The sequence below is a fragment of the Sporosarcina sp. YIM B06819 genome (genome assembly GCF_033485175.1).
Lineage (GTDB): Bacteria > Bacillota > Bacilli > Bacillales_A > Planococcaceae > Sporosarcina.
In genome coordinates, this window is sequence record NZ_JAWLIQ010000001.1 from 166,151 (window position 1) to 192,158 (window position 26,008).

Annotated in this window: 25 protein-coding genes; 21 read left to right on the forward strand and 4 right to left on the reverse strand. The window is 42.4% G+C overall.

Features of this window, described 5'->3' with window-relative positions; all coding sequences use genetic code 11:
- The first annotated feature begins 20 nt into the window (after positions 1 to 20).
- The 5 genes from R2B72_RS00830 to rarD all read left to right on the forward strand — a co-directional run bounded on the left by R2B72_RS00830 (position 21) and on the right by rarD (position 3,743).
- The gene (locus tag R2B72_RS00830; RefSeq protein ID WP_318614204.1) at positions 21 to 221 is read left to right on the forward strand and encodes an alpha/beta-type small acid-soluble spore protein; all 201 of its coding nucleotides are present in this window, start codon (positions 21 to 23) and stop codon (positions 219 to 221) included.
- A 182-nt stretch (positions 222 to 403) separates the two neighbouring features.
- The gene (locus R2B72_RS00835) at positions 404 to 610 is read left to right on the forward strand and encodes an alpha/beta-type small acid-soluble spore protein (RefSeq protein WP_318614205.1); all 207 of its coding nucleotides are present in this window, start codon (positions 404 to 406) and stop codon (positions 608 to 610) included.
- A 163-nt stretch (positions 611 to 773) separates the two neighbouring features.
- The gene (locus tag R2B72_RS00840; RefSeq protein WP_318614206.1) at positions 774 to 977 is read left to right on the forward strand and encodes an alpha/beta-type small acid-soluble spore protein; all 204 of its coding nucleotides are present in this window, start codon (positions 774 to 776) and stop codon (positions 975 to 977) included.
- 124 nt (positions 978 to 1,101) lie between these two features.
- Positions 1,102 to 2,670 carry an acyl-CoA synthetase MbcS gene (gene mbcS / locus R2B72_RS00845; protein ID WP_318614208.1) on the forward strand — a complete coding sequence of 523 codons (1,569 nt, stop codon included), beginning with the start codon at positions 1,102 to 1,104 and terminating at the stop codon, positions 2,668 to 2,670.
- Between the two features lie 167 nt (positions 2,671 to 2,837).
- Entirely contained in the window at positions 2,838 to 3,743 is a 906-nt protein-coding gene (rarD, locus tag R2B72_RS00850; RefSeq protein WP_318614210.1) for an EamA family transporter RarD, read from the forward strand.
- A gap of 743 nt (positions 3,744 to 4,486) precedes the next feature.
- Here rarD and R2B72_RS00855 read toward each other — a convergent pair.
- Complete coding sequence (locus R2B72_RS00855) at positions 4,487 to 5,287, reverse strand: NAD kinase (RefSeq protein ID WP_318614212.1); 801 nt, start codon at positions 5,285 to 5,287, stop codon at positions 4,487 to 4,489.
- Between the two features lie 107 nt (positions 5,288 to 5,394).
- On the opposite strand from R2B72_RS00855, the gene sppA reads away from it, so the two are divergent.
- The 6 genes from sppA to R2B72_RS00885 all read left to right on the forward strand — a co-directional run bounded on the left by sppA (position 5,395) and on the right by R2B72_RS00885 (position 10,580).
- Positions 5,395 to 6,405, forward strand: a complete 1,011-nt coding sequence (gene sppA / locus R2B72_RS00860) for a signal peptide peptidase SppA (RefSeq protein WP_318614214.1) — start codon at positions 5,395 to 5,397, stop codon at positions 6,403 to 6,405.
- A gap of 13 nt (positions 6,406 to 6,418) precedes the next feature.
- Positions 6,419 to 6,991 (forward strand): RDD family protein, encoded by a 573-nt coding sequence (locus tag R2B72_RS00865; protein ID WP_318614216.1) that lies wholly within the window; start codon positions 6,419 to 6,421, stop codon positions 6,989 to 6,991.
- Positions 6,992 to 7,035: 44 nt separating this feature from the next.
- Entirely contained in the window at positions 7,036 to 7,542 is a 507-nt protein-coding gene (gene tpx / locus R2B72_RS00870) for a thiol peroxidase (RefSeq protein ID WP_318614217.1), read from the forward strand.
- Between the two features lie 65 nt (positions 7,543 to 7,607).
- On the forward strand, positions 7,608 to 8,519 hold the full coding sequence (locus tag R2B72_RS00875) for a class I SAM-dependent methyltransferase (protein WP_318614219.1): 912 nt from the start codon (positions 7,608 to 7,610) through the stop codon (positions 8,517 to 8,519).
- Positions 8,520 to 8,571: 52 nt separating this feature from the next.
- A complete protein-coding gene (locus tag R2B72_RS00880; RefSeq protein WP_318614220.1) occupies positions 8,572 to 9,762 on the forward strand; it encodes an acetate kinase in 1,191 nt (396 codons plus the stop codon).
- Between the two features lie 113 nt (positions 9,763 to 9,875).
- On the forward strand, positions 9,876 to 10,580 hold the full coding sequence (locus tag R2B72_RS00885) for a class I SAM-dependent methyltransferase (protein ID WP_318614221.1): 705 nt from the start codon (positions 9,876 to 9,878) through the stop codon (positions 10,578 to 10,580).
- Between the two features lie 57 nt (positions 10,581 to 10,637).
- Here the strand turns inward: R2B72_RS00885 and R2B72_RS00890 are convergent, their stop codons facing one another.
- Positions 10,638 to 11,090 (reverse strand): universal stress protein, encoded by a 453-nt coding sequence (locus R2B72_RS00890; protein WP_318614222.1) that lies wholly within the window; start codon positions 11,088 to 11,090, stop codon positions 10,638 to 10,640.
- Positions 11,091 to 11,384: 294 nt separating this feature from the next.
- Between R2B72_RS00890 and ald the strand changes: the two genes are divergently transcribed.
- On the forward strand, positions 11,385 to 12,503 hold the full coding sequence (ald, locus tag R2B72_RS00895; protein ID WP_318614223.1) for an alanine dehydrogenase: 1,119 nt from the start codon (positions 11,385 to 11,387) through the stop codon (positions 12,501 to 12,503).
- Between the two features lie 134 nt (positions 12,504 to 12,637).
- Here ald and R2B72_RS00900 read toward each other — a convergent pair whose 3' ends face one another.
- On the reverse strand, positions 12,638 to 13,738 hold the full coding sequence (locus R2B72_RS00900) for a Xaa-Pro peptidase family protein (RefSeq protein WP_318614224.1): 1,101 nt from the start codon (positions 13,736 to 13,738) through the stop codon (positions 12,638 to 12,640).
- A 106-nt stretch (positions 13,739 to 13,844) separates the two neighbouring features.
- On the opposite strand from R2B72_RS00900, the gene R2B72_RS00905 reads away from it, so the two are divergent.
- A complete protein-coding gene (locus R2B72_RS00905) occupies positions 13,845 to 14,525 on the forward strand; it encodes a metal-dependent hydrolase (RefSeq protein WP_318614225.1) in 681 nt (226 codons plus the stop codon).
- Positions 14,526 to 14,682: 157 nt separating this feature from the next.
- A complete protein-coding gene (locus tag R2B72_RS00910; protein ID WP_318614226.1) occupies positions 14,683 to 15,990 on the forward strand; it encodes a DRTGG domain-containing protein in 1,308 nt (435 codons plus the stop codon).
- A gap of 40 nt (positions 15,991 to 16,030) precedes the next feature.
- On the opposite strand, the gene R2B72_RS00915 is transcribed toward R2B72_RS00910, so the two are convergent.
- A complete protein-coding gene (locus tag R2B72_RS00915) occupies positions 16,031 to 16,345 on the reverse strand; it encodes a YtpI family protein (RefSeq protein WP_318614227.1) in 315 nt (104 codons plus the stop codon).
- 92 nt (positions 16,346 to 16,437) lie between these two features.
- Between R2B72_RS00915 and R2B72_RS00920 the strand changes: the two genes are divergently transcribed.
- The 7 genes from R2B72_RS00920 (at position 16,438) to pyk (ending at position 25,948) form a co-directional block, all read left to right on the forward strand.
- A complete protein-coding gene (locus tag R2B72_RS00920; RefSeq protein ID WP_318614228.1) occupies positions 16,438 to 17,373 on the forward strand; it encodes a bifunctional oligoribonuclease/PAP phosphatase NrnA in 936 nt (311 codons plus the stop codon).
- 21 nt (positions 17,374 to 17,394) lie between these two features.
- Complete coding sequence (locus R2B72_RS00925) at positions 17,395 to 20,436, forward strand: DNA polymerase III subunit alpha (protein WP_318614229.1); 3,042 nt, start codon at positions 17,395 to 17,397, stop codon at positions 20,434 to 20,436.
- A 163-nt stretch (positions 20,437 to 20,599) separates the two neighbouring features.
- Positions 20,600 to 21,259 carry a FadR/GntR family transcriptional regulator gene (locus tag R2B72_RS00930; protein WP_318614230.1) on the forward strand — a complete coding sequence of 220 codons (660 nt, stop codon included), beginning with the start codon at positions 20,600 to 20,602 and terminating at the stop codon, positions 21,257 to 21,259.
- The gene (gene accD / locus R2B72_RS00935) at positions 21,256 to 22,116 is read left to right on the forward strand and encodes an acetyl-CoA carboxylase, carboxyltransferase subunit beta (RefSeq protein ID WP_412177767.1); all 861 of its coding nucleotides are present in this window, start codon (positions 21,256 to 21,258) and stop codon (positions 22,114 to 22,116) included. Before R2B72_RS00930 ends, accD begins: the two co-directional genes overlap by 4 nt.
- 1 nt (position 22,117) lies before the next feature.
- Positions 22,118 to 23,071 (forward strand): acetyl-CoA carboxylase carboxyltransferase subunit alpha, encoded by a 954-nt coding sequence (locus R2B72_RS00940; protein WP_318614231.1) that lies wholly within the window; start codon positions 22,118 to 22,120, stop codon positions 23,069 to 23,071.
- A 79-nt stretch (positions 23,072 to 23,150) separates the two neighbouring features.
- Entirely contained in the window at positions 23,151 to 24,110 is a 960-nt protein-coding gene (gene pfkA / locus R2B72_RS00945) for a 6-phosphofructokinase (protein WP_318614232.1), read from the forward strand.
- Positions 24,111 to 24,187: 77 nt separating this feature from the next.
- Positions 24,188 to 25,948 carry a pyruvate kinase gene (pyk, locus tag R2B72_RS00950; RefSeq protein WP_318614233.1) on the forward strand — a complete coding sequence of 587 codons (1,761 nt, stop codon included), beginning with the start codon at positions 24,188 to 24,190 and terminating at the stop codon, positions 25,946 to 25,948.
- The last annotated feature ends 60 nt before the right edge of the window (positions 25,949 to 26,008 follow it).

A 26,008-nucleotide genomic window follows, 5' to 3' on the forward strand; every position in this document is an offset into this window, starting at 1 on the left:
GCACAAGGAGGTGACACACAATGCCAAACAGCGGTAATTCAAATCAACTATTAGTTCCAGGTGTAAGACAAGCTCTTGATCAAATGAAATATGAAATTGCAAACGAATTTGGTGTACAGATGGGGCCAGACGCTACATCGCGTGCCAACGGATCCGTCGGCGGAGAAATTACAAAGCGATTAGTACGTCAAGCTCAGCAACAAATGAAAGGCAATAGCTAAACCTAATAAAAATATGAAAAGCTGTTTCAGAATTTATCTGGAGCAGCTTTTCGCTTCTAAAGTATAGGCTAAAATATAGCGATTTAAACCGCATTAACCGAGTTGGTTAAAGTTACTAACCCGGAAGATTGTATGAATTTTTGTCATTGGCACATTCTATATGCACAAGGAGGTGACACACAATGCCAAACAGTGGTAATTCAAATCAATTAGTAGTTCCAGGCGTAAGACAGGCTCTTGATCAAATGAAGAATGAAATTGCAAACGAATTTGGTGTACAATTGGGGCCAGATGCTACGGCGCGTTCTAATGGATCCGTTGGTGGAGAAATTACAAAACGATTAGTACGTCAGGCGCAGCAACAAATGAACGGTTATAGTCAGAAATAATGACTATCTAGTAAGGGGTTTGGAAATCGGTTTCTCCCTAACAGTGTAGGCACAAGTGTAGTGTTTTAAACCACTTTAGCCGGTTTGTTGAAAGTTACCAATTGAATACTTGCATGAATTTTCACCAACGACACATTCTATATGTACAAGGAGGTGACATACAATGCCAAACAGTGGTAATTCAAATCAACTTGTAGTTCCAGGCGTAAGACAAGCGCTGGATCAAATGAAAAACGAAATTGCAAATGAATTTGGAGTACAAATGGGGCCAGATGCTACATCGCGTGCCAACGGTTCCGTCGGCGGAGAAATTACAAAGCGATTAGTACGTCAGGCTCAAGAGCAAATGAAGGGTTACCAACAATAAATGATTGACTGAAAAGCTGTCCCTGTTAGTTGAGGGACAGCTTTTTATTTTGAAAAAAAATTATTTTTGAATTATCCGATAGTTATTTGTATAATCGATATAGAGAGAAAAAGGGGGAATTTTTATGAACCGTGAACAATTGATTGCGCCAGAAGAATACAATATTGTTGATGAATTCGAAAAGCATGCAACGGGAATCGGTAAGAAAGCACTTATTTACATAAATGCGCAAGGCGATAAAAAAGAAATTACGTATGATGAATTAATGATATTAGCAAATAAAGCTGCTAACGTATTCAAAGCTAATGGTCTCCAAAAGGGGGATGTCGTTCTTGTTATGGTACCGCGATTAATTGAGGCTTATGTGACATATATAGGCGCATTGAAAGCGGGGCTTGTTGTCATTCCTAGTTCTGAAATGCTACGAACTTCGGATATTGAGTACCGTCTAGCGCATAGTGATGCAAAGGCGATTGTGGCATTTGAAGCGTTTACAGATCAGTTTAGTGAAGTCGGGAATATAAAGGATGTTCAACTTTTTGTTGTTGGCAAAGCAGGAGAAGGGCAATTGTCGTTAACTGGACTGATGGAGACTGCTTCGCCAGAATTTTGCGCTGCTGACACTAAAAGCGCAGACATGGCATTTCTGTCGTATACATCAGGGACAACGGGCAAACCAAAAGGTGTGGTTCATTCACATGGCTGGGGCTATGCGCATTTACGTACGACCGGTACGAGCTGGCTTGGCATTGAAGAAGGAGATGTCGTTTGGGCAACAGCTGCTCCAGGTTGGCAAAAATGGATTTGGACGCCATTCCTATCAGTGCTGGGAAGTGGAGCAACAGGGTTAGTTTATGATGGGAAATTCGATGTCAAAACGTATTTGGAGCTTATCGCGAGTTATGGTGTCAATGTGCTTTGCTGTACGCCGACGGAATATCGCTTCATCGCAAAAGAGGAGCGGCTTCAGGATTATGATTTGTCATCCATTCGAAGTGCCGTATCGGCAGGGGAGCCTTTGAACCGTGAAGTCATTGACATCTTCGATAAGTTATTCTCATTGTCGGTAAGGGATGGCTACGGTCAGACGGAAAATACATTATTGGTAGGTACGATGTTGGGGATGGAAGCGCGACCGGGCTCGATGGGTAAACCAACACCTGGCAATAAAGTTGACATTATTGATGATGAAGGAAATCCTAGTGCGACAGGAGAAGTGGGTGACATCGCGGTACATGTGTCGACTCCTGCGTTGTTTAAGGAGTATTTGAAAGACCCAGAACGGACACGTATGCAGTTCCGCGGAGAGTATTATGTAACAGGTGACCGTGCAAAAATGGATGAGGACGGTTATTTTTGGTTTGAAGGTCGTGGCGATGACATTATTATTAGTTCGGGCTATACAATCGGGCCATTTGAAGTGGAAGATGCTTTAACCAAACACTCGGCGGTTCGTGAGTGTGCCGTCGTTGGTAGTCCCGATGAAGTGCGTGGTCATATCGTCAAAGCGTTTGTTGTGTTGCGTAATCCCGAACGGAAAAACGAGGGTGGACTCGTTGCAGAGTTGCAAGAACATGTGAAGATGTTGACAGCGCCTTATAAATATCCCCGTAAAATTGAGTTTGTGGATGAATTGCCAAAGACTGCTTCTGGGAAAATTATGCGTGTGGCATTAAGAAAGCAGGAACAGTAGGAATTTAGAAGTAAAATCGCCCTTGTCAAAACGGAATGCTCCGTTTAGACAAGGGCGGTTTTTATTCTATAATGAAAAAGTAAATGAAAACTTCAGCTTTACCTGACAACAGAATGGGGCTATACTTAGTTTGTTATTTCGAGAGTCAAAACAAAGGGGATGTCGTTATGCAGACAGAAAAAAGCGGTGTCCTTTGGGCGGTTGGGTCGTACCTTATTTGGGGAATTATGCCGATTTACTGGAAGAATCTTGAGCATGTCAGTAGTACCGAAATAATTATCAGCCGTATCATCTGGGCATTTGTCGTGACGTTATTACTTATTCTCATTTTAAAGGGTGGACGTCATTTAAAAGAAGATATACAAAGACTGTGGCAATCACAACGAGATTTTTGGTCTCTATTTTTCGCGTCAGTCTTGATATCGGCTAACTGGTTTATCTATATCTGGGCTGTGAATCATGGTTATATTGTACAAGCGAGCCTTGGTTATTATATGAATCCACTTGTTTCAGTGCTGCTTGGCATCTTTTTCTTAAAGGAAAGGCTTAGCAGGGCGCAACAAGTTGCATTTTTACTGGCAACAGTAGGTGTCGCTATTTTGACGATTTCGTATGGTCAATTTCCGTGGCTATCATTTTCGTTAGCGACTAGTTTTGCAGTCTATGGACTCATCAAGAAAAGAATCCATTTGGACGCATTGCGTGGCATGACAATTGAAACATTCTTCATCACACCTTTTGCAATCATTTATTACATATGGTTATTCATGGACGACGGTGCGGTGTTTTTACACGCGAATATAAAGACAGATATTTTGCTGATTTTAACAGGCGTAGCTACGGCCTTACCTCTTGTCATGTATGCCAAAGGTGTCCAAAGAATACCGCTCTATATGGCAGGTTTTTTACAGTATATTGCACCAACGTTAATGCTCTTTATCGGAGTTTTCATCTTTAAAGAAACATTCGAGAAAATCGAGTTACTGTCATTTTCTTTTATCTGGGCTGGACTAATTTTGTTTACAGCGTCAAAAGTGTTAGAATTTGTGAAGATGAAGAAAAACCAACCGTAATGGATGGCTTTTTTACACGTTTGTTGATTAATCATTTGCTTGCATAAATCACAAGCAAGGTTTGGAAACCATCTTTTTCTCTAAATCATTTCCGGTTCGCTTCCGGCGGGATATTCACGACATAATTACCGAGGAGGAATTGCAGTTCATTCCTCCCTCGGGCAGCAAGCATGGTTAGAAACGACTTCGTCATTTCTAGCCATGCTTTTTTCGGTCATCTTGTTATGAATAGTTGCTCGTCACGTACCTGCAATGCTTAAGTGAAAATGCAGTTGCTTGGAAAGAACAGAATAGAGGACTTTTTATAAAGATTGTAAGTGACCGAAGATGAAATTTCGGTCACTCTTATACTATGAACAAGCTATTACTACTTTACTTTTTAGCAAGTCAAATAAGAAAGTGACACTTCTCAAAATAAAAATAGAAAAGACTATGGTAAAAGATTCGGCCGCCAAAATTGTATCTTTGGCGGCCCTCTCTAGTTCAGAAGCCCTCTATTCCTTCTTCCCGAAACGCATTAGCACCTCGTGTATCTGCGTTTTGGAGAGCGGCGGGTGAACGACTACCATACGATTATCGAAAAAATGCATAGTGATGCGGCAAAGTCGCATCACTATGCATAAAAATAGCACGGTTATTGTATAGAAGTCGTTAGACCCAAAGTGATACAGAAGCAACTGTACACGTAGTACCTAGTAGGTAATTAAGTTAATTTTGGTTAATCAACACGTGTGACTTTTTTATTATAAATAGATTCGTTGTACTTTTTCCCAAAAGGAGTTGTCCTTTAGCTTGACGGTTTTAATTGTTTTATCGCTTAAACGAATTTCCACATGTTCGACTTGTCGGATACCGAGTGCTTCGTTATCTGCGGCCATCGAAGGGAAGTCATTGCCGTCTTGATGGACTTTAAGTTGCAGCTTTCTGTTGCCACTCATGATGAATGACGAGCCGAGTGTGCGGTATTTATTGTTATTGACAGATGCTAATTCGCTTACTTGGAAACACGGCAATAAGGGATCAACAACAGCGCCTTTGACCGATTTATTGTAAGCTGTACTGCCGGTCGGTGTTGAAATGATTAACCCGTCACCAAGGAATGTCTCAAATAATTTGTCGTCGATGATGACATCGAGGACGAATGTACGAACAATATTTGAGCGAATACTGAATTCATTCAAGCAATAGAATGGTTGGTGGTTGTCAATCGTCACTTCGATGAGAGGATATCTTCTCACTTCAAGTTTTGCTTGATGAATAGCCTGCGTCATTTCGTAAAGATTGTTATAATGGAAATCACAGTATAATCCATGTTTGCCGGTTAGTGATAGTCCTGCATATAAGCAATCTTGGCGAAAGCCTGTTTTACGGACAGCTTGTAAAAAAGAGCCGTCGCTGCCAATACTAATGATAATATTGGCCTCTTGGTCATTGTCCGTCATTGTAAAGCCTTCGTGGATGAGCGCGTCTTCAACTTTTGATTTTTTATCAAGTGAGTCTTCGTCGTGCTTGCTGTAGATGTAGATGTTCATCCGTTCTGTCATTTAGTCCTACTCCTTCCGAATGAGGTATCTTTATCTTACCACGGAGTGAAACATTTGGGGCTTATAGAACGTATAGAATGATGTTATTGAAAAAGGAGGAATAGTAAATGACAATGAAACGATGGATTGCTATCATCGTCGCGGCAGCACTTATTTTTGTATCAGTAGGTGTTAATTCGTTATCGTACATATTTACACGTGATTTTAATGGTGTTTTTGAAGAACTGATGGCGAAGTCATCAGGCTACAGTGAAATCGTATTAGAAGAAGGTGTGGCAGGGGATCGAATTGCCGTCCTAACACTGGATGGTGTGATTCAGGATTTGGGGAGTTCTTCTTCGATATTCCAACCAGCAGGCTATAATCATCAGTTTTTCATGAGCCAGTTGCATGAAGTATTGGAAGACCAAAGTGTAAAAGGTCTGGTGCTACGGGTTAATTCTCCGGGTGGTGGAGTAGTTGAATCGGCAGATATTTATGATGCCATACGTGAAATACAGCTAACAAGAGAAATTCCGATGTATGTTTCAATGGGGGGCATGGCGGCATCAGGCGGCTATTATGTGTCAGCACCGGCCGATAAAATCTTTGTCAATCGAGAAACGATTACAGGGTCAATCGGTGTCATTATGGAAAGTGTCAACTATGCTAAATTGGCCGAAAAATACGGTATTGATTTCAATACCATCAAAACAGGGCCGTACAAAGATATAATGAGCGGTTCTCGTGAAATGAAAGAAGAAGAACGCGTTATGTTACAAGAGATGATCAATGATTCTTATGAACGTTTTGTTGATATTATCGAAGAAGGTCGTGGGATGACGGAAGCGCAAGTCAAGGCTGTTGCAGATGGCCGTATCATGAATGGACGTCAAGCGATTGAAGCAGGACTGGCAGATGAAATCGGTAAGGCGGGAGATGCCATCGCTGCGATGAAAGAAGACTATGATCTCCAAGACGCAACGGTATTTGAATATGCAGTGGAGGACAGTTGGGCTTCTATGTTTGGTGTGAAAGCAGGAAGTCTGGTTGGTAGTAACATTGAATCGGAGCTAATTGGTAAATTATTATCTGATTATAATGCGCCGCGGATGATGTATTTATATGGTGAAAGATAAGGAGGAGACGCGTATGTCAGAGTATATCGAACAACCACCGCATCTTCCGGAACAGCCCGTCACCGTGAAATCAGCTGCGGACTATTCAACTGTTCAAACAGAGTATTTTCGGCCGAAGTATGCTGGATTTTGGACGCGTTTTTGGGCGTATACCATCGACCTTCTCGTCCTTTATGCAATAAGTGGAATCCTCATTAAACCGATTTTCAGAGTGGTAGGTATCGACATTAGCAACCCGTCATTTTTATTGTTTAGTCCATATAAGGTGACGGCACTATTGTTGTTGTTACTCTATTTCGCGCTGATGACAAAGTTTTTTGGGCAGACCGTTGGAAAAATGATTATGGGCATAAAAGTTGTGGCAAAGAACGGAGAACCGCTAACATGGGGTACTATTCTTTTCCGTGAAGTCTTTGGTCGATTTATTTCTAAAATGTTGGTGGTTCCTTATTTGCTCGTCTTATTCATGCCGAAAAAAGAGGCTTTGCATGATGTATTTGCAGAGACAGTCGTTGAATATGAGCATGTCTATGAAAAAGAGATTCGAGGCAGTCAACAACTTGAGGGACAACAGTTGCAAGAATAGACTGCCCTTTAGTATGATAGAAGTATGAAAAAGGAGGCGTCTTAATGGCTAACGTTACATTCAAGAATAATCCTGTTACATTGGTAGGAACAGAAGTTGCAGTAGGTGATACAGCACCTGATTTCACAGTGCTTGCAAATGATTTAAGTCCGGTGACATTGGCTGATTCAAAAGGTAAAATTCGTTTGATAAGTGTAGTCCCTTCAATTGACACAGGTGTTTGTTCAACACAGACACGCAAGTTCAACGAAGAAGCAGCGTCTCTTGGTGATGATGTCCAAGTGTTGACGATTTCAGTGGATTTGCCATTTGCACAAGCAAGATGGTGTGCGGCAGAAGGCATCGCGAATGTTCAAACGCTATCTGACCACCGTGATTTGTCATTTGGAGAAGCATATGGCACAATTATTCAGGAACTTCGTTTACTTGCACGCTCTATTTTTGTTATCGATAAAGACGATAAAGTGACATACGTTCAATATGTCAGTGAAAATACAGATCATCCTGATTACGATAAAGCGATTGAAGCTGTCAAACAACTAACAAACTAATTATAATTACTGAAATCCACTCGGAAACGAGTGGGTTTTGTTGATAGAGGGATAGGGATAGAGAAATGACAACAGATACAGAACAAATTTTTTCATTCATAGATACATATGCACAAACGACAGATAAGCTCTATTTGGAAGCGATTATTGAAGCGTGTGGACAATGGCTTTCAGGTGAAGCAAGTCCAGTCGTGTCAGAATCTGTATCAAAAGAAGATATTCGAAGAGGCATTCAACTTGCTATTTTGAAGGGGATGAAGCAAAATGCTCAACCGCATCATCAGATGACGCCCGATTCCATTGGGATGTTAATGGGGCATATCGCTAGTAAGTTGGCGGTAGATGAGCAAAACTTGACGCTACTTGACCCGGCAGCAGGAACAGGTAATTTACTGTATACAGTGATGAATGCGATTGGTAACCATGTCACTGCGACGGCGGTTGAAATTGACGAATTACTTGTTCGGTTATCTGCTGTTGTGGCCGAATTGCTGGAACACCCTGTGACATTTTATGTTCAAGATGCATTGCGACCGTTACTTGTTGACCCCGTAGATATTATTGTGAGTGATGTGCCTGTCGGCTATTACCCAGATGATGATAATGCATTGAATTTCACATTGATGCCGACTGAGGGACATGCATACGCCCATCACCTGTTTATCGAACAATCAATGAACCATACAAAACCAGGCGGACATGGATTATTTATCGTTCCTGCTAACTTGTTTGAGTCTGAACAGTCATCTTTGTTACATCCGTTTTTGAAAAAACAGACTGTAATCCGAGCAGTTATTCAGCTGCCGGATTCATTATTTAAAAGTGCAGCACATGCAAAAAGCATTTTAGTCCTTCAGAAGCCTTCTCCTGAAATAGTTGCAACGCCGGACGTTATGCTTGCGAAAGTTCCAAACATGACAGATAAGCGTGCTATGGCGCTATTTCTTCAAAAAATTGATATGTGGGCTGCAGAATAACCAGTTTTAAATTGAGAATAAAAAAGTATCTTGTTGAAATGAGGCATTGATGATGCAAAACATTTTAGCGATTAACGCGGGAAGCTCTTCTTTAAAGTTTCAGCTTCTTCAAATGGAAAATGAGCATGTAGTAGCAAAAGGACAAGTTGAACGAATTGGTCTTTCAGAATCTGTTTTTACACTGAAATCCGAAAAAGGTAAAGTTGAAAAAATTCAGGATATCTCTAACCATGCGGATGCGGTTGCTATACTCCTGACTGTGTTGTTGGATGAAGGGATTGTCCGTTCATTCGATGAAATCGACGGCATTGGTCATCGTGTTGTACACGGTGGGGAAGTGTTCAGTGATTCAGTATTAATTACTGACGAAATTCTTCTTAAGCTCGAGGAACTATCAAATCTTGCGCCACTCCATAATCCAGCTAACATTACGGGAATCAAGGAATTTAAAAAGGCTTTACCAGCTGTGCCGGCTGTTGCCGTTTTTGACACGGCATTTCATCAAACGATGCCAGAGAGCTCTTTCCTTTATCCTTTGCCATATGAGTATTATGAAAAATACGGCATTCGAAAATATGGATTCCATGGGACAAGTCATAAGTATGTCACGGAGCGTGCGGCGGCAATATTGAATCGACCACTTGAAACAACGCGGCTTATTTCTTGTCACCTAGGAAACGGTGCGAGTATTGCAGCAGTTGAGGGCGGCAAATCATTAGATACATCGATGGGCTTTACGCCGCTTGCAGGTGTGACGATGGGGACGCGTTCTGGTAATATCGATCCGGCGCTCATTCCGTATATTATGGAGCAAACGGGGAAATCAGTCGAGGAAGTACTCGATGTGTTGAATAAGCAATCGGGTATGCTGGCCATTTCAGGGTTTTCGAGCGATTTACGTGATATTGAAGTTGAAGCATCGAATGGTAATGAGCGTGCACAGCTTGCGTTAGACGTTTTTGCGGATCGAATCCATAAATATATCGGGTCCTATGCAGCGCGAATGGGTGGTGTCGACGCCATTATCTTTACGGCTGGAATTGGTGAAAATAGTGATGTTGTTCGACGGAAAGTATTGGAAGGCCTTGAATTTATGGGTGTGTACTTTGATCCGGATTTGAATAACATAAGAGGAAAGGAAGTTCATATTAGCTTCCCGTATTCTCCTGTGAAAGTACTTGTAATACCGACGAATGAAGAAATTATGATCGCCCGTGATACCGTTCGAGTTGCGGGGTTGTAAATTTGTTGATTTATTAGTAAAAATAGAATAGTATGGAAAAACACCTGTCACCTCATAATAACATGGGATGATAGGTGTTTTTTTACAAATAATAGACTAGAGGGGGAAGGTAGATGGAAACAACATGGCAACGACAAGACGTGACACAGCATTACCTTGAACAAGTGAGAGGCGGCATTCCTTTTGGAGCTGAACAAGCTAAATTGATGCTTCAAGTCGTCAATCATTTTACGCCTAATCCAAAAAGAGTGATGGACTTAGGATGCGGAAATGGATTTTTAGCTGAAGTCTTATTGAAATCCTATCCGGAGGCTTCTGCTATCCTACTGGATCATTCTGAACCTATGATTGAACATGCACGTATTCATATGGAAGCGTACAAAGATCGTTGTGAGATCATCCCCAATGATTTTAGTCAATCGATAGGACGGTATGCTGAGCCGGGAACAGTGGACTGCATTGTTTCAGGGTATGCCATTCATCATCTCCCTCATGCGAAGAAAAAGGAACTCTATCAGGACATCTATAATCTGTTAGCACCCGGTGGAATTTTTATAAATGTTGAACATACAGCCTCTGCGACACCTGAAATTGAAAAATTGCATGATGAATTGTTTATTGATCATCTTGCGGCCTATAATAAAAAAGACCGACATCAAGTCGCCAAAGAATACTATAACCGCACGGATAAGAAAGATAATATATTGGAAAGGGTAGATATTCAGGTGAACTGGCTGAGAGACATTGGTTTTAAGCATGCAGACTGTTATTTTAAATGGATGGAGCTTGCTGTTTTTGGTGGTGTAAAACAACAATGAAGGCTTCATATTAACAAAAAGAGTTGCCCGATAACGATCACCGAGCAACTCTTTTTGTCATTTTACTTCTTCAGGTGTACGCACGACAAGTACATCGCATTTCGCAGAGCGGACAATACTTTCGGAGACGCTACCGATAAGGAAGCGTTCAACTGCATTCAATCCTGTTGCTCCACAAATGATAAGATCTGCTTGTAATTTCTTAGAAAGATCACGTGAAATCATTGTTTTAGGTGAACCATACTCAACCACGATGTTGACATTTTGTACGCCTGCTTTTTCGGCTTCAAGTTTGTACCCGTTTAAAAGCTCTTCTGCAAACTTTTGTGCTCGTTGTGCAATCGATCGGTCATAAGCTTCCACAGCAGCATAAGAACGTGTATCGATGATATTTATCAAATTCAAAGTCGCATCATTTCGCTCTGTAATAGCCACTGCTTTTTTGAAAGCCCACTCAGATTCTTTTGATCCGTCCACGGCAACGAGAATTTGTTTGTATACTAATGTCATAGTTCTCACTCCATCCTTAATTGGTATAGTTACTACTTCGATAACAAAATTCGAAATCCTCTAGAAGTCTTAAATAAATTGTTCGCATATATGTAGTTTTAACAAATTTAGTGCGATTTTTGTCACAATACTCATAATACTGTCTAATCGCAGTGTGCATCAAGATTATTTATTCTGTGAATATAGAAAAATAGAGCGAAACGATTTCCTTTCTGATAGAATTAAATAAACATTGGTTTGTGCAAAAAAAGTTGCCGTGTGACCAAAGAAATAATTATTTTAGGGGGAAAAACAATGCGTATTGGGGTTCCGAAAGAAATTAAAAATAATGAAAATCGTGTTGCGATGACACCAGCTGGAGTTTTCAACCTGAAATCAGCGGGGCATGAGGTCTTCATCGAAACAGGGGCTGGCCTTGGATCAAGCTTTACAGATGAACAGTATAGCGCATCGGGTGCACAAATCGTCGCAACGGCAGAACAAGCATGGGATACCGATATGGTTATGAAGGTAAAAGAACCAGTAGCTTCTGAATATGGCTATTTCAGAGAAGGACTCATTCTGTTTACCTACTTGCATCTTGCACCTGAAATAGAACTAACAAAAGCGTTGCTTGATAATAAAGTTATTGGAATTGCCTACGAAACTGTTCAACTTCCGAACAATACGTTGCCTCTTCTAGCGCCAATGAGTGAAGTGGCGGGACGTATGGCAATACAGATTGGTGCACAATATTTACAGCAAACGAGTGGTGGAAAAGGAATTCTACTAGGTGGTGTACCAGGCGTTTCGCGCGGTCAAGTAACAATTATCGGCGGAGGACAAGCTGGAGCAAATGCAGCTCGAGTTGCAGTAGGGATGGGAGCGAACGTGACTGTATTAGATTTGTCTGTTGATCGTCTACGTTATTTAGATGAAATCTTTGGCAATGATATTCAGACGCTTGTCTCCAACCCATTCAATATTGCTGAATCTGTGAAGAATGCTGACCTTGTTGTCGGAGCAGTATTGATCCCCGGGGCAAAAGCACCGAAGTTAGTGTCAGAGGATATGGTGAAATCGATGAAACCAGGTTCTGTACTCGTTGATATCGCGATTGACCAAGGCGGAATTTTTGCAACTTCAGACCGCGTCACAACGCATGATAATCCGACGTATGAGAAACACGGGGTTATTCACTATGCGGTAGCGAATATGCCTGGTGCAGTTCCGCAAACATCAACAATCGCGTTAACGAATGTGACTGTTCCTTATGCACTGCAAATTGCTAACAAAGGCTATAAACAGGCTTGCTTGGACAACCTTGCCCTTCAAAAAGGGATTAATACAATGGAAGGCCATGTAACCTATAAAGCAGTGGCGGTTGAGCAAGGCATTGACTATGTAGCAGCAGAAACATTGTTGAATAGATAATAAAATGATAAAGGCTGTCCATCTGCTATTAGATGGACAGCCTTTTCATGGTCGCCGGTAATCCGAGAACTCACTTGTAAATCAGCAGAGGTACCTTAAAAGATGCGACTAACCGTATTTAGAAAAGTTCTTTGTTATGGCTGGATAATTTGTAGCTCTTTAGGGAACTTCGTCAACACTTCAACGCCGTTTGCGGTGACAACAACGTCATCCTCGATTCGAACACCTGTGATATCGGGATGATAAATGCCGGGTTCAATGGTGAAAACCATTCCTTCTTCAAGTTCAAGTTCGTTGGTGCCTGTAATCGATGGGAATTCGTGAACTGAAATCCCTAGACCGTGACCAACACGGTGTGTAAAGTATTCACCATATCCAGCCTCATTAATGACATCCCTTGCCGCCTTGTCGATTTCGAATGCTTTGACACCTGGTCGTACCTTATCGATGGCAGCTTGTTCCGCATTCTTAACGGTTTCGTAAACTTCACGCATTTTCGCGGACGGTTCACCGAAGGCAACCGTTCGGGTAATATCAGAGCAGTAGCCGTTATAGACAACGCCGAGGTCGAATAGAATGAAATCCCCGCGTTGAATTTTACGATCTCCCGGTGTGCCATGCGGTGAGGCTGTTTTGGGGCCGGAAAGAACCATCGTATCGAATGACATTTTCTCGGCACCTTTTCTTTTCATCTCAAACTCGATTGCCATGAGCACTTCGAGTTCCGTTTTACCTTCTGCAATTTCTTTACAGCCAACTGCAATTGCGTAATCGGCAAGCTCGGCAGCTTTCCGCAAGTTGGTTAGCTCATCCTCACTCTTGATATTGCGCATGCTGTTAAGCTGTTCATCGAGACGGACGAATGTTGTACCTGGCAATAGTTGTCCCATACGCTCGAACCGTTCAACAGTTAGATGAGATTTTTCGATGGCGATGGAAGCAGGAAGATCCCCGCGTTTACGAACAGCATCCATAACAACATCCCATGCATCTTGCGTATCTTCGTGTCCTACAGCTTCAAATGACCAGCCAGCTGCCTTCACGTCAGGCACTTCCATCAATGGGCAAATGATAAAAGGATCTGCAGAATCCTTGAATACCATAACACCCAATAACCGTTCGTGTGGATTGCTGTGGAATCCCGTAATGTAAAAAACATTATCAGGTGTTGTAATGAAAGCGGCATCTACGTTATTATTATGCAAATACTCTTGAATTTCTTTGACTTTACTCACTTTAATGACCTCCTTTTTAGATAGTACAATCATAACAAAAAAGAGGGTTTTGGGGTTGAATAACGAAAAATATATCAAGCGGATAAATAGGGAGGGGGATATTCTCATGCAAATTTCTTATCATGGACATTCTATTGTGAAAATAGTAACGGGTCATCATACGATTATCATCGATCCTTTCATTACAGGAAATAAGCTGACCGATCTCGTTGTGGGTGATGAAAAACCAGATATTATATTGTTGACACATGGGCATAATGATCATGTTGGGGACACGGTTGCACTCGCCAAAGCAAGTGATGCACTCGTCATAGCACCGAATGAGCTTGCTAACTATCTCGGTGGGCAAGGCGTGAAAACACATGGTATGAATATTGGGGGATCCTGTACATTTGATTTTGGGACCGTAAAATATACACAAGCCTTTCATAGCTCGTCTTACACGACAGAGGATAATGACATCATTTATACAGGGATGCCGGCAGGGATTTTATTGACTGTGGAAGGGAAAACAATTTATCACGCAGGGGATACGGCTTTATTTAGTGATATGGAGATGATCGGCAAGCGCCATCCTATCGACGTTGCCTTCTTACCGATTGGCGATAATTTCACGATGGGGCCAGAGGACGCGGCTTGTGCCGTGGAATTGCTGAATCCAAGGCTGACAGTTCCTATTCATTTTGACACGTTTCCGCCCATTGAACAGGATCCGGAAGTGTTTAAAGGACTTGTTACCAATCATGCAGTGAAAATTATGGAGGTAGGCGAGACATTTGAGTGTTGAGCCTCCAATAGCTGCCATGGATTTTGAAACTCATAGGCACAATTCGGAATTCGGACGCAATTAAGCCGTGCGTATTTGATTAGGGGAGTGTCATGTGCTTTTTTTCCACCTTTTGTGGTAGAATGGCTGTAAGGTCATGATAGGAAAAGGTGAAAACATGGCAACGAAGCATGAATTAATATTGCAACATATTGAAGGACTTGCCGTAGGTGAAAAAATATCCGTTCGTCAAGTAGCGCGTGCGCTGTCAGTTAGCGAAGGAACGGCATACCGAGCCATTAAAGAAGCGGAAAATCAAAAGCTCGTCAATACGATTGAGCGCGTTGGTACGATTCGAATTGAGAAAAAAAAGAAGGAAAATATCGAACGGCTAACATTTGCGGAAGTGTTAAATATTGTCGACGGACTTGTGCTTGGAGGACGTGGTGGCTTACATAAAACGTTAACCAAGTTCGTAATAGGGGCAATGCAACTAGATGATATGATGCGCTATATTGACGCCGGCAGTTTACTTATTGTCGGCAACAGGTTGAAAGCGCATGAAACAGCGTTGCTAGCAGGTGCAGCGGTGTTAGTGACAGGTGGATTTGATGCAACTGACGATGTAAAGAAATTAGCAGACGAACTGGAGTTGCCGGTGATTTCGACAAGTTACGACACATTTACCGTAGCGACAATGTTGAATCGCGCAATCTATGATCAGTTGATTGAAAAAGAGATTTTACTGGTGGAAGATATTTTGACGCCACTACCGGAAACCATCACTCTATCGACAAAGGACAAGGTTTTTCATTTCAATGAAGTGAATCGTAAGACTTCCCACTCGGGTTATCCTGTTATTGAAAAAGGTGGCAAACTCGTAGGGATTATTACTTCACGTGATGCCATCGGTAAATCGGAAGATGAACTGATTGAAAAAGTGATGACACGCCATCCCATAACGGTTACAGGCAAGACAAGCGTTGCATCGGCTGGGCATAGTATGATTTGGGAAGGTATCGATCTGATGCCGGTTGTGACGGATGCTGGCATGCTTGCGGGAATTATTAGTAGGCAAGATGTCTTAAAGGCGTTCCAAATGACGCACCGCCAGCCACAACAAGGGGAAACCATCGATGATATCGTCAAAACCCAAATGAAAACCTCGACTGATCAGCAAATGACTGTGGAATTTACAGTTATCCCGCAGATGACTAATCAGTTTGGCTCGTTGTCATATGGTGCATTGACAACCCTATTAACCGAAGCAGGCAATAGGGCTATCAAAATGCGTAAGCGTGGAGAAAGTGTTCCTGAAAATATGACTTTGTATTTCATTAAACACGTTCAACTTGGCAGTATCGTTGTCGTGGAACCACGTATTTTGCATATGAGCAGACGTTTTGTCAAAGTAGATTTCGATATTTTGTCAGAGGGCGATCTTGTGGCAAAGGCCGTGTTTATGTATCAATTGTTTGAACGATAAGCGAAAAAAACGTAAAAAAAAACTGATGCACGACAGCGCATCAGTTTTTGTTCAATTCGTTTTCTTCATCTACAAAGTTTAAATAATGTTTATAGGCACGGTAATTGAAAATACCTACATAGGCCCCTAATGCAATAAATAGGGCAGCAATTACATACGTCACAATACCGTTAAAGAGGATTAGTTGATTGATGCCGAAAAATGCTAGCAACCCTCCGAGAGAAGAACCAGCCATGCTAGCAAACATTTTTTTACGGATTGGGAATACGGATCTTGTTCTGAATTGCCGGGTCTTAAAATAGAAGTAGAAGACACCAGAAGCAATAATTAGAAATACTAAAATGAAATTTAACATAAAAGCCCTCCATAACGTACAAACTTCTCTTATTGTAGCGGCTTTTAGCGTGAATTGCGACCGGAATATATCGAGACCTGGAGGAATCAGATTTGAAAAGACAAATCATTGACACAATTGAAAAGTACGACAAAATAATTATTCACCGTCATGTAAGACCAGATCCAGATGCGTATGGGTCCCAAATGGGGCTGAAGGAATTGATACAAGCAAATTATCCGGCGAAGCAAGTGTATGCGGCGGGGACACATGATGAGTCTCTTACATATTTAGCGCGCCCTGACCAAATTGACAAAGCATTGTATGAAGGAGCCCTTGTCATTGTGACAGATACGGGTAATACAGAACGTATCGATGGAGAATTTTATACACAGGGCGCTCTTCTTATGAAAATTGATCATCACCCTGATGCAGATCCGTATGGCGATGTGAAGTGGGTGAACACTGCTTCCAGTTCGACTTCAGAAATGATTCATTCGTTGTTTGCAGTAGGACAAGCGGAGTATGGCTGGAACATGACGACGGCTGCAGCTAGATTGCTGTTTGCGGGAATTGTCGGAGATACGGGGCGTTTTATGTTCCCAAGTACGACGGTTCATACGTTTGAAGTTGCAAGTGATCTCATTAAATTTGATTTTGATCGACCGGAATTGTTTGCAGGAATGTATGAAGTGAAGCGAGAATTACTGCATCTAAAAGGGTATATTTATCAAAACTTCGAGATGGATGATAATGGCGCTGCGTTCGTTAAAATAGATAAAACGATACTAAAACAGTTTGGTGTGACAGCTTCCGATACGTCCCAGCTTGTAGGAGCACTTGGAGATGTCAAAGGGATTTGTGCATGGGTTATTTTCATCGAGGAAGAGGATCAAATTCGAGTGAGATTGCGCTCGAAAGGTCCTGTTATTAATCAATTAGCGGCTCAATTTGGAGGCGGTGGCCATCCAATGGCTTCAGGCGCATCGGTGTATTCTTGGCAAGAAGCGGATGAAGTAATCACAGAGTTAAAGCAATTATGTAAGTAAAAAAAGGGCGGAGGGATTGCATTGACACTTGTCTATCCGCAAATAGTGACTGGCGCAGATCTTTTGCGCGGTATTATAAAGCTCGATCGACTAGCCCCACTTCTGCAAAGGAGAGGGGCTACCTCTGTTGCAATCGTCAATTCAAAATTATATGGAACTCGTTCGTTTTATAAGGTGATGACGAAGTATGGGATTCGTCCTGTTATTGGCCTATCTATTTATGTGGAGGTCGGCGAGTCGGAAAGAGTCTTGCTGTATCTCTATGCAAAAAATGACGAAGGTTATCGTAATCTGCTAAAAATGAGTAGCGCTATAGCTGTTAGAGATTCTGAAACACTTCCGTTGCAATGGTTAAAGGCATATAGTGCGGGTTGTATCGTCGTTTGCCCGCTGACGGATATTTCGTGGGATACTTGTCGCAATAAGAATGTATTTCAACGCGTGTTAACAGTTTGTGGCGATTCGCTGGTCGCTATTGGAGTTGCGAGATCAGGAGGAAACCAGCATTCTGAAGAAGAGGGTATTGAAGTGTTGGCGGATGAAATGAATGTGGCGATTGTGGCGGTCTATGAATCCCGTTACCTCCATAAAGAAGATGCTTTCGCCTATGAGGTTGCAGAAGCGATTCGAACGGGTTATAAGTTGAATGATCCGGCAAGGCCTGTCAATAACCAGCTAGCTTCGCATGTCCCTGAAGAGGCGGAGCTTGCAGAATGGTTTGTGGATAGACCTGAATGGCTCAAAAACATGTCAGACATTTTATTGGCTTGTGATGTCAGTTTGCCGCCAAGTCAATCACTAATGCCTGTGTTTCCGGTTCCAGTGGGAGAAACAGCTAGTTCTTTATTGGGTAAAAATAGTATGGCTGGATTACAAAGAAGGTTCGGAACGATAGAGGAAGTCTATCGTGAACGACTTCGCTATGAAATAGCAGTCATTAGTGAGATGGGTTTCGCTGACTACTTCCTCATTGTTGAAGATTTCATGCGATATGCGAAGGAAAATCAAATATTAACCGGTCCAGGACGAGGATCTTCAGCGGGCTCACTTGTTGCTTTTGCGCTCGGGATAACAGATGTTGATCCTCTCAAATATGGATTGATATTTGAACGATTTTTAAATCCGGATCGGGTGACAATGCCTGATATTGATATTGACTTTGCGGATAATCGTCGTGCCGAAGTCATTGACTATGTTGCGCGGAAATACGGTAAAACGCATGTGGCGCAAATCATTACATTTGGCACGCTGTCAGCACGATCGGTTGCTCGCAACGTGGCGCGCGTATTTGATTTTTCCAATGAAGAAATGGCCTTTTTATCGAAAGAAATTCCAGCTAGGCATGAGGGGACATTGGAAGAGGCGGTTGCACATTCGAAGGCGCTTCGTGACTGGATGGCGATTGACCCGATGCGAAGTAAGTGGTTAGAGGCGTCAACGACGATTGAAGGGTTACCTCGTAATGCCTCTACACATGCGGCGGGTGTTATTTTATCTCCCGTACCGCTTGTAGAGATTGTTCCATTACAAAATGGCGGAGATGATATTTATCTTACCCAGTGGCCGATGGGTGATGTTGAGGCGCAAGGGTTATTGAAAATGGATTTCCTTGGTTTGCGTAATTTAACGTTATTGGACAGAATTAGAACGATGATTCACTATGATAAGCGTACACGCTTAGATTTTGAAACTATTCCGCTTGATGATGAAAAAACATTTAACCTTTTCAGAGCGGGTGATATGACGGGCATTTTTCAATTTGAATCTGAGGGTATGAGAGAGGCGTTACGACTCATTCAGCCCACTACATTTGAAGATTTATTTGCTATTAATGCCTTATATCGTCCTGGTCCGATGGATAATATACCGATGTATAGTCGCCGGAAGAATGGGAATGAAGGTGTCACGTATCTTCATCCGCAACTTGAGTCGGTATTAAAAGAAACGTACGGGGTAATTATTTATCAGGAACAAATTATGCAAATCGCCGTTCGTGTCGCTGGATTTACGATGGGAGAAGCAGATTTGTTAAGAAGGGCAATTAGTAAGAAAAACCGTGAAATTATGCAAAAGGAAAGAGTGCATTTTACGCAAAGTGCTGTGAATAATGGGTTCCCGGAAAGCGCAGCTGTTGCAGTGTACGATTTAATTGTCAAATTTGCCGACTACGGTTTTCCGAAAAGCCATGCTGTTGCTTACTCGATCATTTCGTATCGATTAGGCTATTTGAAGGCCAATGAGCCCGCCTATTTTTACGCGGCGTTACTGTCGTCGATGACGGGTAATCATGATAAGACGATGGAGTTGTTACGTGAATCAGAAGCCCGTGGTATTCGAATTCTTCCTCCATCTGTGAAGCGCAGTCAATATATGTACACAGTAGAGAATGGGGCAATCCGGATGGGATTGGGTGCCATTAAAGGTGTAACACCTATTTTCTTTGAAGCGTTAAAAGAGGCTAGGAAATCCAGTGGCGGCTGGCAAACGTTATTTAATCTGGCAGATGGGCTTGGCGTAGAGGCCTTTACAGAGAAGGCAATAAGTCCATTGATTAAGGCAGGTGCTCTTGATGAATTCGGGCAATCACGGGCAGCTTTGCTGGCATCTATAAAAGGGGCAACTAGTCATCTGTTATTTGGCGGGGAGTCAATTCCGAAGTATAGCCCAGCTGAAAGCCAGAATCGTATGGAAATACTTGAATCCGAAAAGCAAGTGCTTGGTTTTTATCTTTCTGATCATCCTGCAACGGAAGTGAAAAAAGCAGCGGGCGGAGGATTTAACGCAATTTCTACACTGGCAACAAGCAAGGATCGTGAACAAGTGAAAATGGTTGGCCTCATTACGGATATTAAACGCATCCGTACAAAAAAAGGGGAAGCAATGGCATTTGTCACGATTCAAGATGAGTCAGGGGATGTATCATGTACCTTTTTCCCAAAACAGTATTCACTTTCGGAAGGTCAACTTGTTGAGATGACGATTATTCAACTGGAGGGGACTGTTGAGCGCCATAGAGGTAAACCGCAGATACTTGTACAACGAATCAATTACACTCCAACATAAAAATTAGACAGAGGCTTGCGTAATTAATGCAAGTCTTTTTTTGGAAGCGGAGGAATTGGACGTTTGTTATTTTTCGCTTTACGCCGCGCATTCTTTTCGGTATGCTATAAAAAGAAGTGGTCAGACCACTCTATGGCTTGTATACTTTTAAAGGGGTCCATTCATGCAAAATCCAAAACCACCGTCGAAAATGTTTCTCGATATTGTCGGTGAACTGAGAACAATCATAAGAGAAGAAGGAATAAAAACCGGCGGTAAACTACCATCAGAAAGAGAATTGGTAGAGAGGCTACAAGCAGGAAGGTCGACAATCCGCGAAGCTTTACGAAGTCTGGAACTGCTTGGGCTAATTGAAACGCGCCGTGGAGAAGGGACGTTTTTGGTAGATTTTCAGAAGCATCAGCTCGTTGAAGTCCTTGCGGCATTTATCATGCAACAACCTAAATCGGTAATTGATGTGCGAGAAACTAGAAAGATTCATGAGACAGCTGCAATTGCTTTAGTTTGCAAGGATAGTTCATTAAGGTCCTTACCTGTATGGCAAAGTTTGCTAACAAAAATCGATGCAGATGGGGGAATCCTTCGGGAAGACATCATTCGTGAAATGATTGTTGCAACAGGGAATAGACTATCGCTTAAAATCTGGTTTTTATTGAAACAATATAGTAAGGCCCCTTATCAGGAGATGACGGGTTCTGATGAAAATGACATCGTTAGAGAGCTACTTAACAATGTGCTCGATGGCGATGAACTGCAAACGTTGAACGCTTATTCAAAATGGATGGAACTAGTTGATGGTGAAAGAGGGGAAAGAAAGCAATGATTCGCGATATATTCATGAAAAATAAAAAGAGACGCCCGATAACGATACCTTCTAAAGAGGCAAAAAACGATGTGCCAGAAGGAATTATGACAAAATGCCCGCAATGTAAAAATATTATTTTAACGAAAGATTTAATGAAAACATTAAAAGTTTGTCCGAAATGTGATCATCATTTGAAGATGACAGCAGCAGAGCGTGTGACATGCTTATTTGATGAGGGGTCATTTGAGTCGATAGACAATCATCTGAAAACCGAAAACCCATTGCAATTTCCAGCTTATACGGAAAAAATCGAATCAGATGCCAAAAAGACGGGGCTGAATGAAGCTGTTTTGACGGGGATCGGGAAAATTGATGGGTATGAAGTGGCTGTTGCCATTATGGATTCCCATTTCCGAATGGGATCGATGGGATCTGTCGTTGGTGAGAAAATTACGCGTGCAATAGAACAAGCGACAAAGCTTGGGATTCCGATGATTATCTTTTCTGCGAGTGGCGGTGCGCGTATGCAAGAAGGCGTGTTGTCGCTAATGCAAATGGCGAAAACGAGTGTTGCATTGAATCGTCATGCTACGAAAGGATTGTTGTTTATTTCTGTTATGACCTATCCGACAACGGGTGGCGTATCGGCGAGTTTTGCATCGGTGGGCGACATTAATATCGCCGAGCCAAAAGCACTTATTGGATTTGCAGGCAGACGAGTCATTGAGCAAACTGTGCGGGAGAAGTTGCCGGAAGATTTCCAAACGGCAGAGTTTTTGTTAGATCATGGTCAATTAGATGCAGTTGTTCATCGTAGCGATATGCAGCATACACTGGCTAAAATCGTGAGACTTCATGCGAAGGGGGCGAAGTGATATGAGCAAAACATTGGCATTTGAAGAACCAATCGTCAGACTTCGTGAAAAAATTAAAGAACTTGAAGAGTTTACGGAGACAAACACGGTGGATTTGTCTGAAGAAATCGGAACACTTAAAACACGTTTAGCAAGCCTAGAAGCAGATATATATGGTAATATGGAACCGTGGGACCGAGTTCAAGTAGCTAGACACCCGGAACGTCCCACAACATTAGATTATATAAACGAACTATTTGAAGATTTCATGCAGTTGCATGGAGACCGGGCATTCGGCGATGATGCCGCCATTGTAGGGGGGATTGCTTCGTTTGAAGATACTCCGATAACGATTATTGGTCATCAGCGTGGAAAAGATACAAAAGAGAATGTCAAACGGAATTTCGGAATGCCACATCCAGAGGGATATCGGAAAGCATTACGCCTGATGAAGCAGGCAGAGAAATTCGGACGCCCAATTATTTGTTTCATTGACACGAAGGGGGCATATCCTGGTAAGGCTGCCGAGGAGCGTGGACAAAGCGAAGCGATTGCTCGTAACCTCGTTGAAATGGCTGGATTGACAGTGCCGGTTATCTCAATCGTCATCGGAGAAGGCGGTAGTGGAGGTGCATTAGCACTTGGGGTGGCTAATCATATTCATATGCTAGAGCACTCGACATATTCAGTAATTTCTCCTGAAGGCGCGGCTTCAATTCTGTGGAAAGACTCAAGTCTTGCTAAGCAAGCGGCAGAAGCGATGAAAATTACGGCTCCACATTTGAAAGAGATGGGGATTATCGATGAAATCATTCCGGAAGTACTTGGCGGTGCGCATCGTGATTTACAAGCTCAGGCAAGTTATATGAGGGATGTCATTCGTGTTTCAATGGAGAAGTTGGGAACACTAGACGGAGAGGGACTTGTTGATGATCGTTACAATAAGTTCAGACAGATGGGTGTGTTTTCCGGCTAAAGGAAGAGGTGCGGAGAGACCGCATCTTTTCGTGTTCAGTGAAAGAACTTATCATACATAACTAAGAGGAGCGATTTTAATGAAAAAGATTGCTGTTTTGACTAGTGGAGGAGATGCCCCGGGCATGAATGCAGCAGTCCGTGCAGTTGTCCGGAAGGCGATTTATGAAGAGTTCGAAGTTGCAGGTATTTACAATGGCTACCAAGGATTGATTGAAGGGAAAATTGAGCCATTACAGCTTGGTTCTGTAGGTGACATTATCCAACGTGGTGGAACAATGCTACGTTCTGCCCGCAGTGTAGAGTTCCGGACGCCAGAGGGGCGCGAGAAAGCTTTCCAGCAATTGAAGTCACATGATATTGAAGGCGTTGTTGTCATAGGTGGAGATGGCTCATTTATGGGAGCCTATGAATTAACAAAACTTGGTATCCCTTGCGTCGGTGTTCCGGCAACGATTGACAACGATATTAAGGGTACTGATTTTACAATCGGTTTTGATACTGCGTTGAATACAGTCATTGATGCAATTGATAAAATTCGGGATACGGCTTCATCGCATGAACGAACATTTATTGTAGAAGTGATGGGCCGCGATGCGGGTGACCTTGCTTTATGGGCAGGACTTGCCGGTGGTGCGGAGACGATTTTGATACCTGAAGAAAAGTATGATGTACCTGCAATCATTGAGCGGCTGAAAAGTGGGTCTGGGCGTGGCAAGAAGCATAGTATTATCATTGTTGCGGAAGGTGTTATGCCCGCTGTTGAACTTGCAGACTTATTGAAACGTGAGGCGGATATTGATACACGTATATCCGTTCTTGGTCATATTCAGAGAGGTGGATCGCCTTCTGCCCGTGATCGTGTGATTGCAAGTCAGTTTGGTGCCAGAGCTGTAGAGGTTCTAAAAGAAGGTCGTGGTGGCGTTGCGGTTGGTATGAAAAACAATGGTATTGTAGAATGTGATTTGAAAGCTGTTGTTGAATCAACAAATGCTTGGAAATCAGACATGTACAGACTTTCGAAAGAATTATCTATTTAAGGTTGATTATATGGAAGTCTATTTATTTCAAAAGAATTACCTGAATGTTTTTATCATTGGAGAAGAGGCGATAGTAGATGAGAAAGACGAAAATAGTTTGTACGATTGGTCCTGCAAGTGAATCACCAGAAGTATTAGGGCAACTAATTGACGCGGGTATGAATGTTGCACGTTTGAATTTTTCACATGGTGATCATGCCGAGCATAAAGCGCGCATCGATACGATTAGAAAAGTAGCACGTGAAAAAGGAAAAGTAGTCGGTATTTTATTGGATACAAAAGGCCCTGAAATCCGAACGCATTCTATGAAAAATGGCGAAGTTGAACTTGTCGCTGGACAGCAAATTGCTATTTCTATGCAGGAAGTCGAAGGAGATCAAGAGAAATTTTCAGTTAGCTATGAAAAACTGATTGAAGATGTTGAGGTAGGTTCGGTTATTCTTCTGGATGATGGACTGATTCAATTAGAAGTGACGGCTAAAGACGAAGCACAAGGGCTTATTCATACACTGATTGTCAACACAGGCACATTAAAGAACAAAAAAGGTGTTAATGTCCCAGGTGTTTCAGTACAACTTCCGGGAATTACGGACAAGGATGCAGCGGATATCTTGTTCGGTATTCAAGAAGGTGTTGATTTTATAGCGGCATCATTCGTTAGACGCGCTTCAGATGTCATGGAAATTCGTGAAATCCTAGAAAGAAACGATGGATCACATTTACAAATTATCCCTAAAATTGAAAACCAAGAAGGCGTCGATAATATTGATGAAATTATTAGTGTATCTGATGGTTTGATGGTTGCACGTGGTGATCTTGGGGTAGAGATTCCTGCGGAGGAAGTACCTATTGTCCAGAAAGATCTTATTAAAAAATGTAATCAGGCGGGAAAGCCGGTTATTACTGCTACTCAAATGCTCGATTCTATGCAGCGTAACCCACGCCCTACTCGTGCGGAGGCGAGTGACGTTGCGAATGCTATTATGGATGGCTCTGATGCAATCATGTTGTCAGGAGAAACGGCGGCAGGATTGTATCCAGTCGAATCAGTCCGCACGATGGATCGAATCGCTACGACAACAGAAGATGCGATTGACTATCGTTCAGTCGTATCGACTCGACGCCGTGAAAAACATGGCAATATGACAGATGCGATTGGACAAGCAGCGGCTTACACGGCTATCAATCTTAAAGTGAAGGCTGTTCTTGCTCCTACTGAAAGCGGTCATACAGCTAAAATGATTGCCAAGTATCGTCCAGGATGCCCTGTGATCGCGGTTACGTCTTCCGAGGCATGCTCAAGAAAACTAACTCTTGTGTGGGGCATTTATCCGATTGTCGGTAAAAAAGTGTCATCCATTGATGAAGTTTTGCAAGAGTCTGTTGAAGAAAGTGTTAAGCATCAGTATGTCGGTCATGGCGATATAGTTATCATTACTGCGGGTGTCCCAGTTGGTGAGGCTGGAACATCGAATTTGATGAAAATCCATGTCATTGGCGATTTGTTAGCTCGTGGACAAGGAATTGGTCGAACAGTTGCATTTGGACGGACAGTTGTTGCACGCAATGCGGCGGAAGCATTAGCACTTGATACAACAGGTGCTATCCTCGTTACAGTTGGTTCTGACCGAGATATGATGCCAGCTATAGAAAAATGTGCTGGGCTTATCACAGAAGAGGGTGGGTTGACAAGTCATGCGGCGGTAGTCGGACTGAGTCTAGGTATTCCTGTGATTGTTGGCGTTGAAAATGCGACAAAACTAATTAAGCACGGTAATGAAGTAACAATGGATGCTGAATCTGGCGTTATTTATAACGGACACGCAAGCGTCCTGTAATTAACTTGATTCAGCAGAAGTTCCTGCTGAATCAAGTTATGCCTCCGGCGGATGTCACAA

Bases quoted from the DNA above. Each gene is read 5' to 3' on its own strand.
- sppA (WP_318614214.1), top strand. From the start codon at position 5,395: ATGACAATGAAACGATGGATTGCTATCATCGTCGCGGCAGCACTTATT.
- R2B72_RS00930 (WP_318614230.1), top strand. From the start codon at position 20,600: ATGCAAAATCCAAAACCACCGTCGAAAATGTTTCTCGATATTGTCGGT.
- rarD (WP_318614210.1), top strand. From the start codon at position 2,838: ATGCAGACAGAAAAAAGCGGTGTCCTTTGGGCGGTTGGGTCGTACCTT.
- mbcS (WP_318614208.1), top strand. From the start codon at position 1,102: ATGAACCGTGAACAATTGATTGCGCCAGAAGAATACAATATTGTTGAT.
- R2B72_RS00915 (WP_318614227.1), bottom strand. From the start codon at position 16,345: ATGTTAAATTTCATTTTAGTATTTCTAATTATTGCTTCTGGTGTCTTC.
- R2B72_RS00875 (WP_318614219.1), top strand. From the start codon at position 7,608: ATGACAACAGATACAGAACAAATTTTTTCATTCATAGATACATATGCA.
- pfkA (WP_318614232.1), top strand. From the start codon at position 23,151: ATGAAAAAGATTGCTGTTTTGACTAGTGGAGGAGATGCCCCGGGCATG.
- R2B72_RS00890 (WP_318614222.1), bottom strand. From the start codon at position 11,090: ATGACATTAGTATACAAACAAATTCTCGTTGCCGTGGACGGATCAAAA.
- R2B72_RS00830 (WP_318614204.1), top strand. From the start codon at position 21: ATGCCAAACAGCGGTAATTCAAATCAACTATTAGTTCCAGGTGTAAGA.
- R2B72_RS00835 (WP_318614205.1), top strand. From the start codon at position 404: ATGCCAAACAGTGGTAATTCAAATCAATTAGTAGTTCCAGGCGTAAGA.
- R2B72_RS00940 (WP_318614231.1), top strand. From the start codon at position 22,118: ATGAGCAAAACATTGGCATTTGAAGAACCAATCGTCAGACTTCGTGAA.
- pyk (WP_318614233.1), top strand. From the start codon at position 24,188: ATGAGAAAGACGAAAATAGTTTGTACGATTGGTCCTGCAAGTGAATCA.
- ald (WP_318614223.1), top strand. From the start codon at position 11,385: ATGCGTATTGGGGTTCCGAAAGAAATTAAAAATAATGAAAATCGTGTT.
- R2B72_RS00840 (WP_318614206.1), top strand. From the start codon at position 774: ATGCCAAACAGTGGTAATTCAAATCAACTTGTAGTTCCAGGCGTAAGA.
- accD (WP_412177767.1), top strand. From the start codon at position 21,256: ATGATTCGCGATATATTCATGAAAAATAAAAAGAGACGCCCGATAACG.
- R2B72_RS00855 (WP_318614212.1), bottom strand. From the start codon at position 5,287: ATGACAGAACGGATGAACATCTACATCTACAGCAAGCACGACGAAGAC.
- R2B72_RS00910 (WP_318614226.1), top strand. From the start codon at position 14,683: ATGGCAACGAAGCATGAATTAATATTGCAACATATTGAAGGACTTGCC.
- R2B72_RS00905 (WP_318614225.1), top strand. From the start codon at position 13,845: ATGCAAATTTCTTATCATGGACATTCTATTGTGAAAATAGTAACGGGT.
- R2B72_RS00880 (WP_318614220.1), top strand. From the start codon at position 8,572: ATGCAAAACATTTTAGCGATTAACGCGGGAAGCTCTTCTTTAAAGTTT.
- R2B72_RS00885 (WP_318614221.1), top strand. From the start codon at position 9,876: ATGGAAACAACATGGCAACGACAAGACGTGACACAGCATTACCTTGAA.
- tpx (WP_318614217.1), top strand. From the start codon at position 7,036: ATGGCTAACGTTACATTCAAGAATAATCCTGTTACATTGGTAGGAACA.
- R2B72_RS00865 (WP_318614216.1), top strand. From the start codon at position 6,419: ATGTCAGAGTATATCGAACAACCACCGCATCTTCCGGAACAGCCCGTC.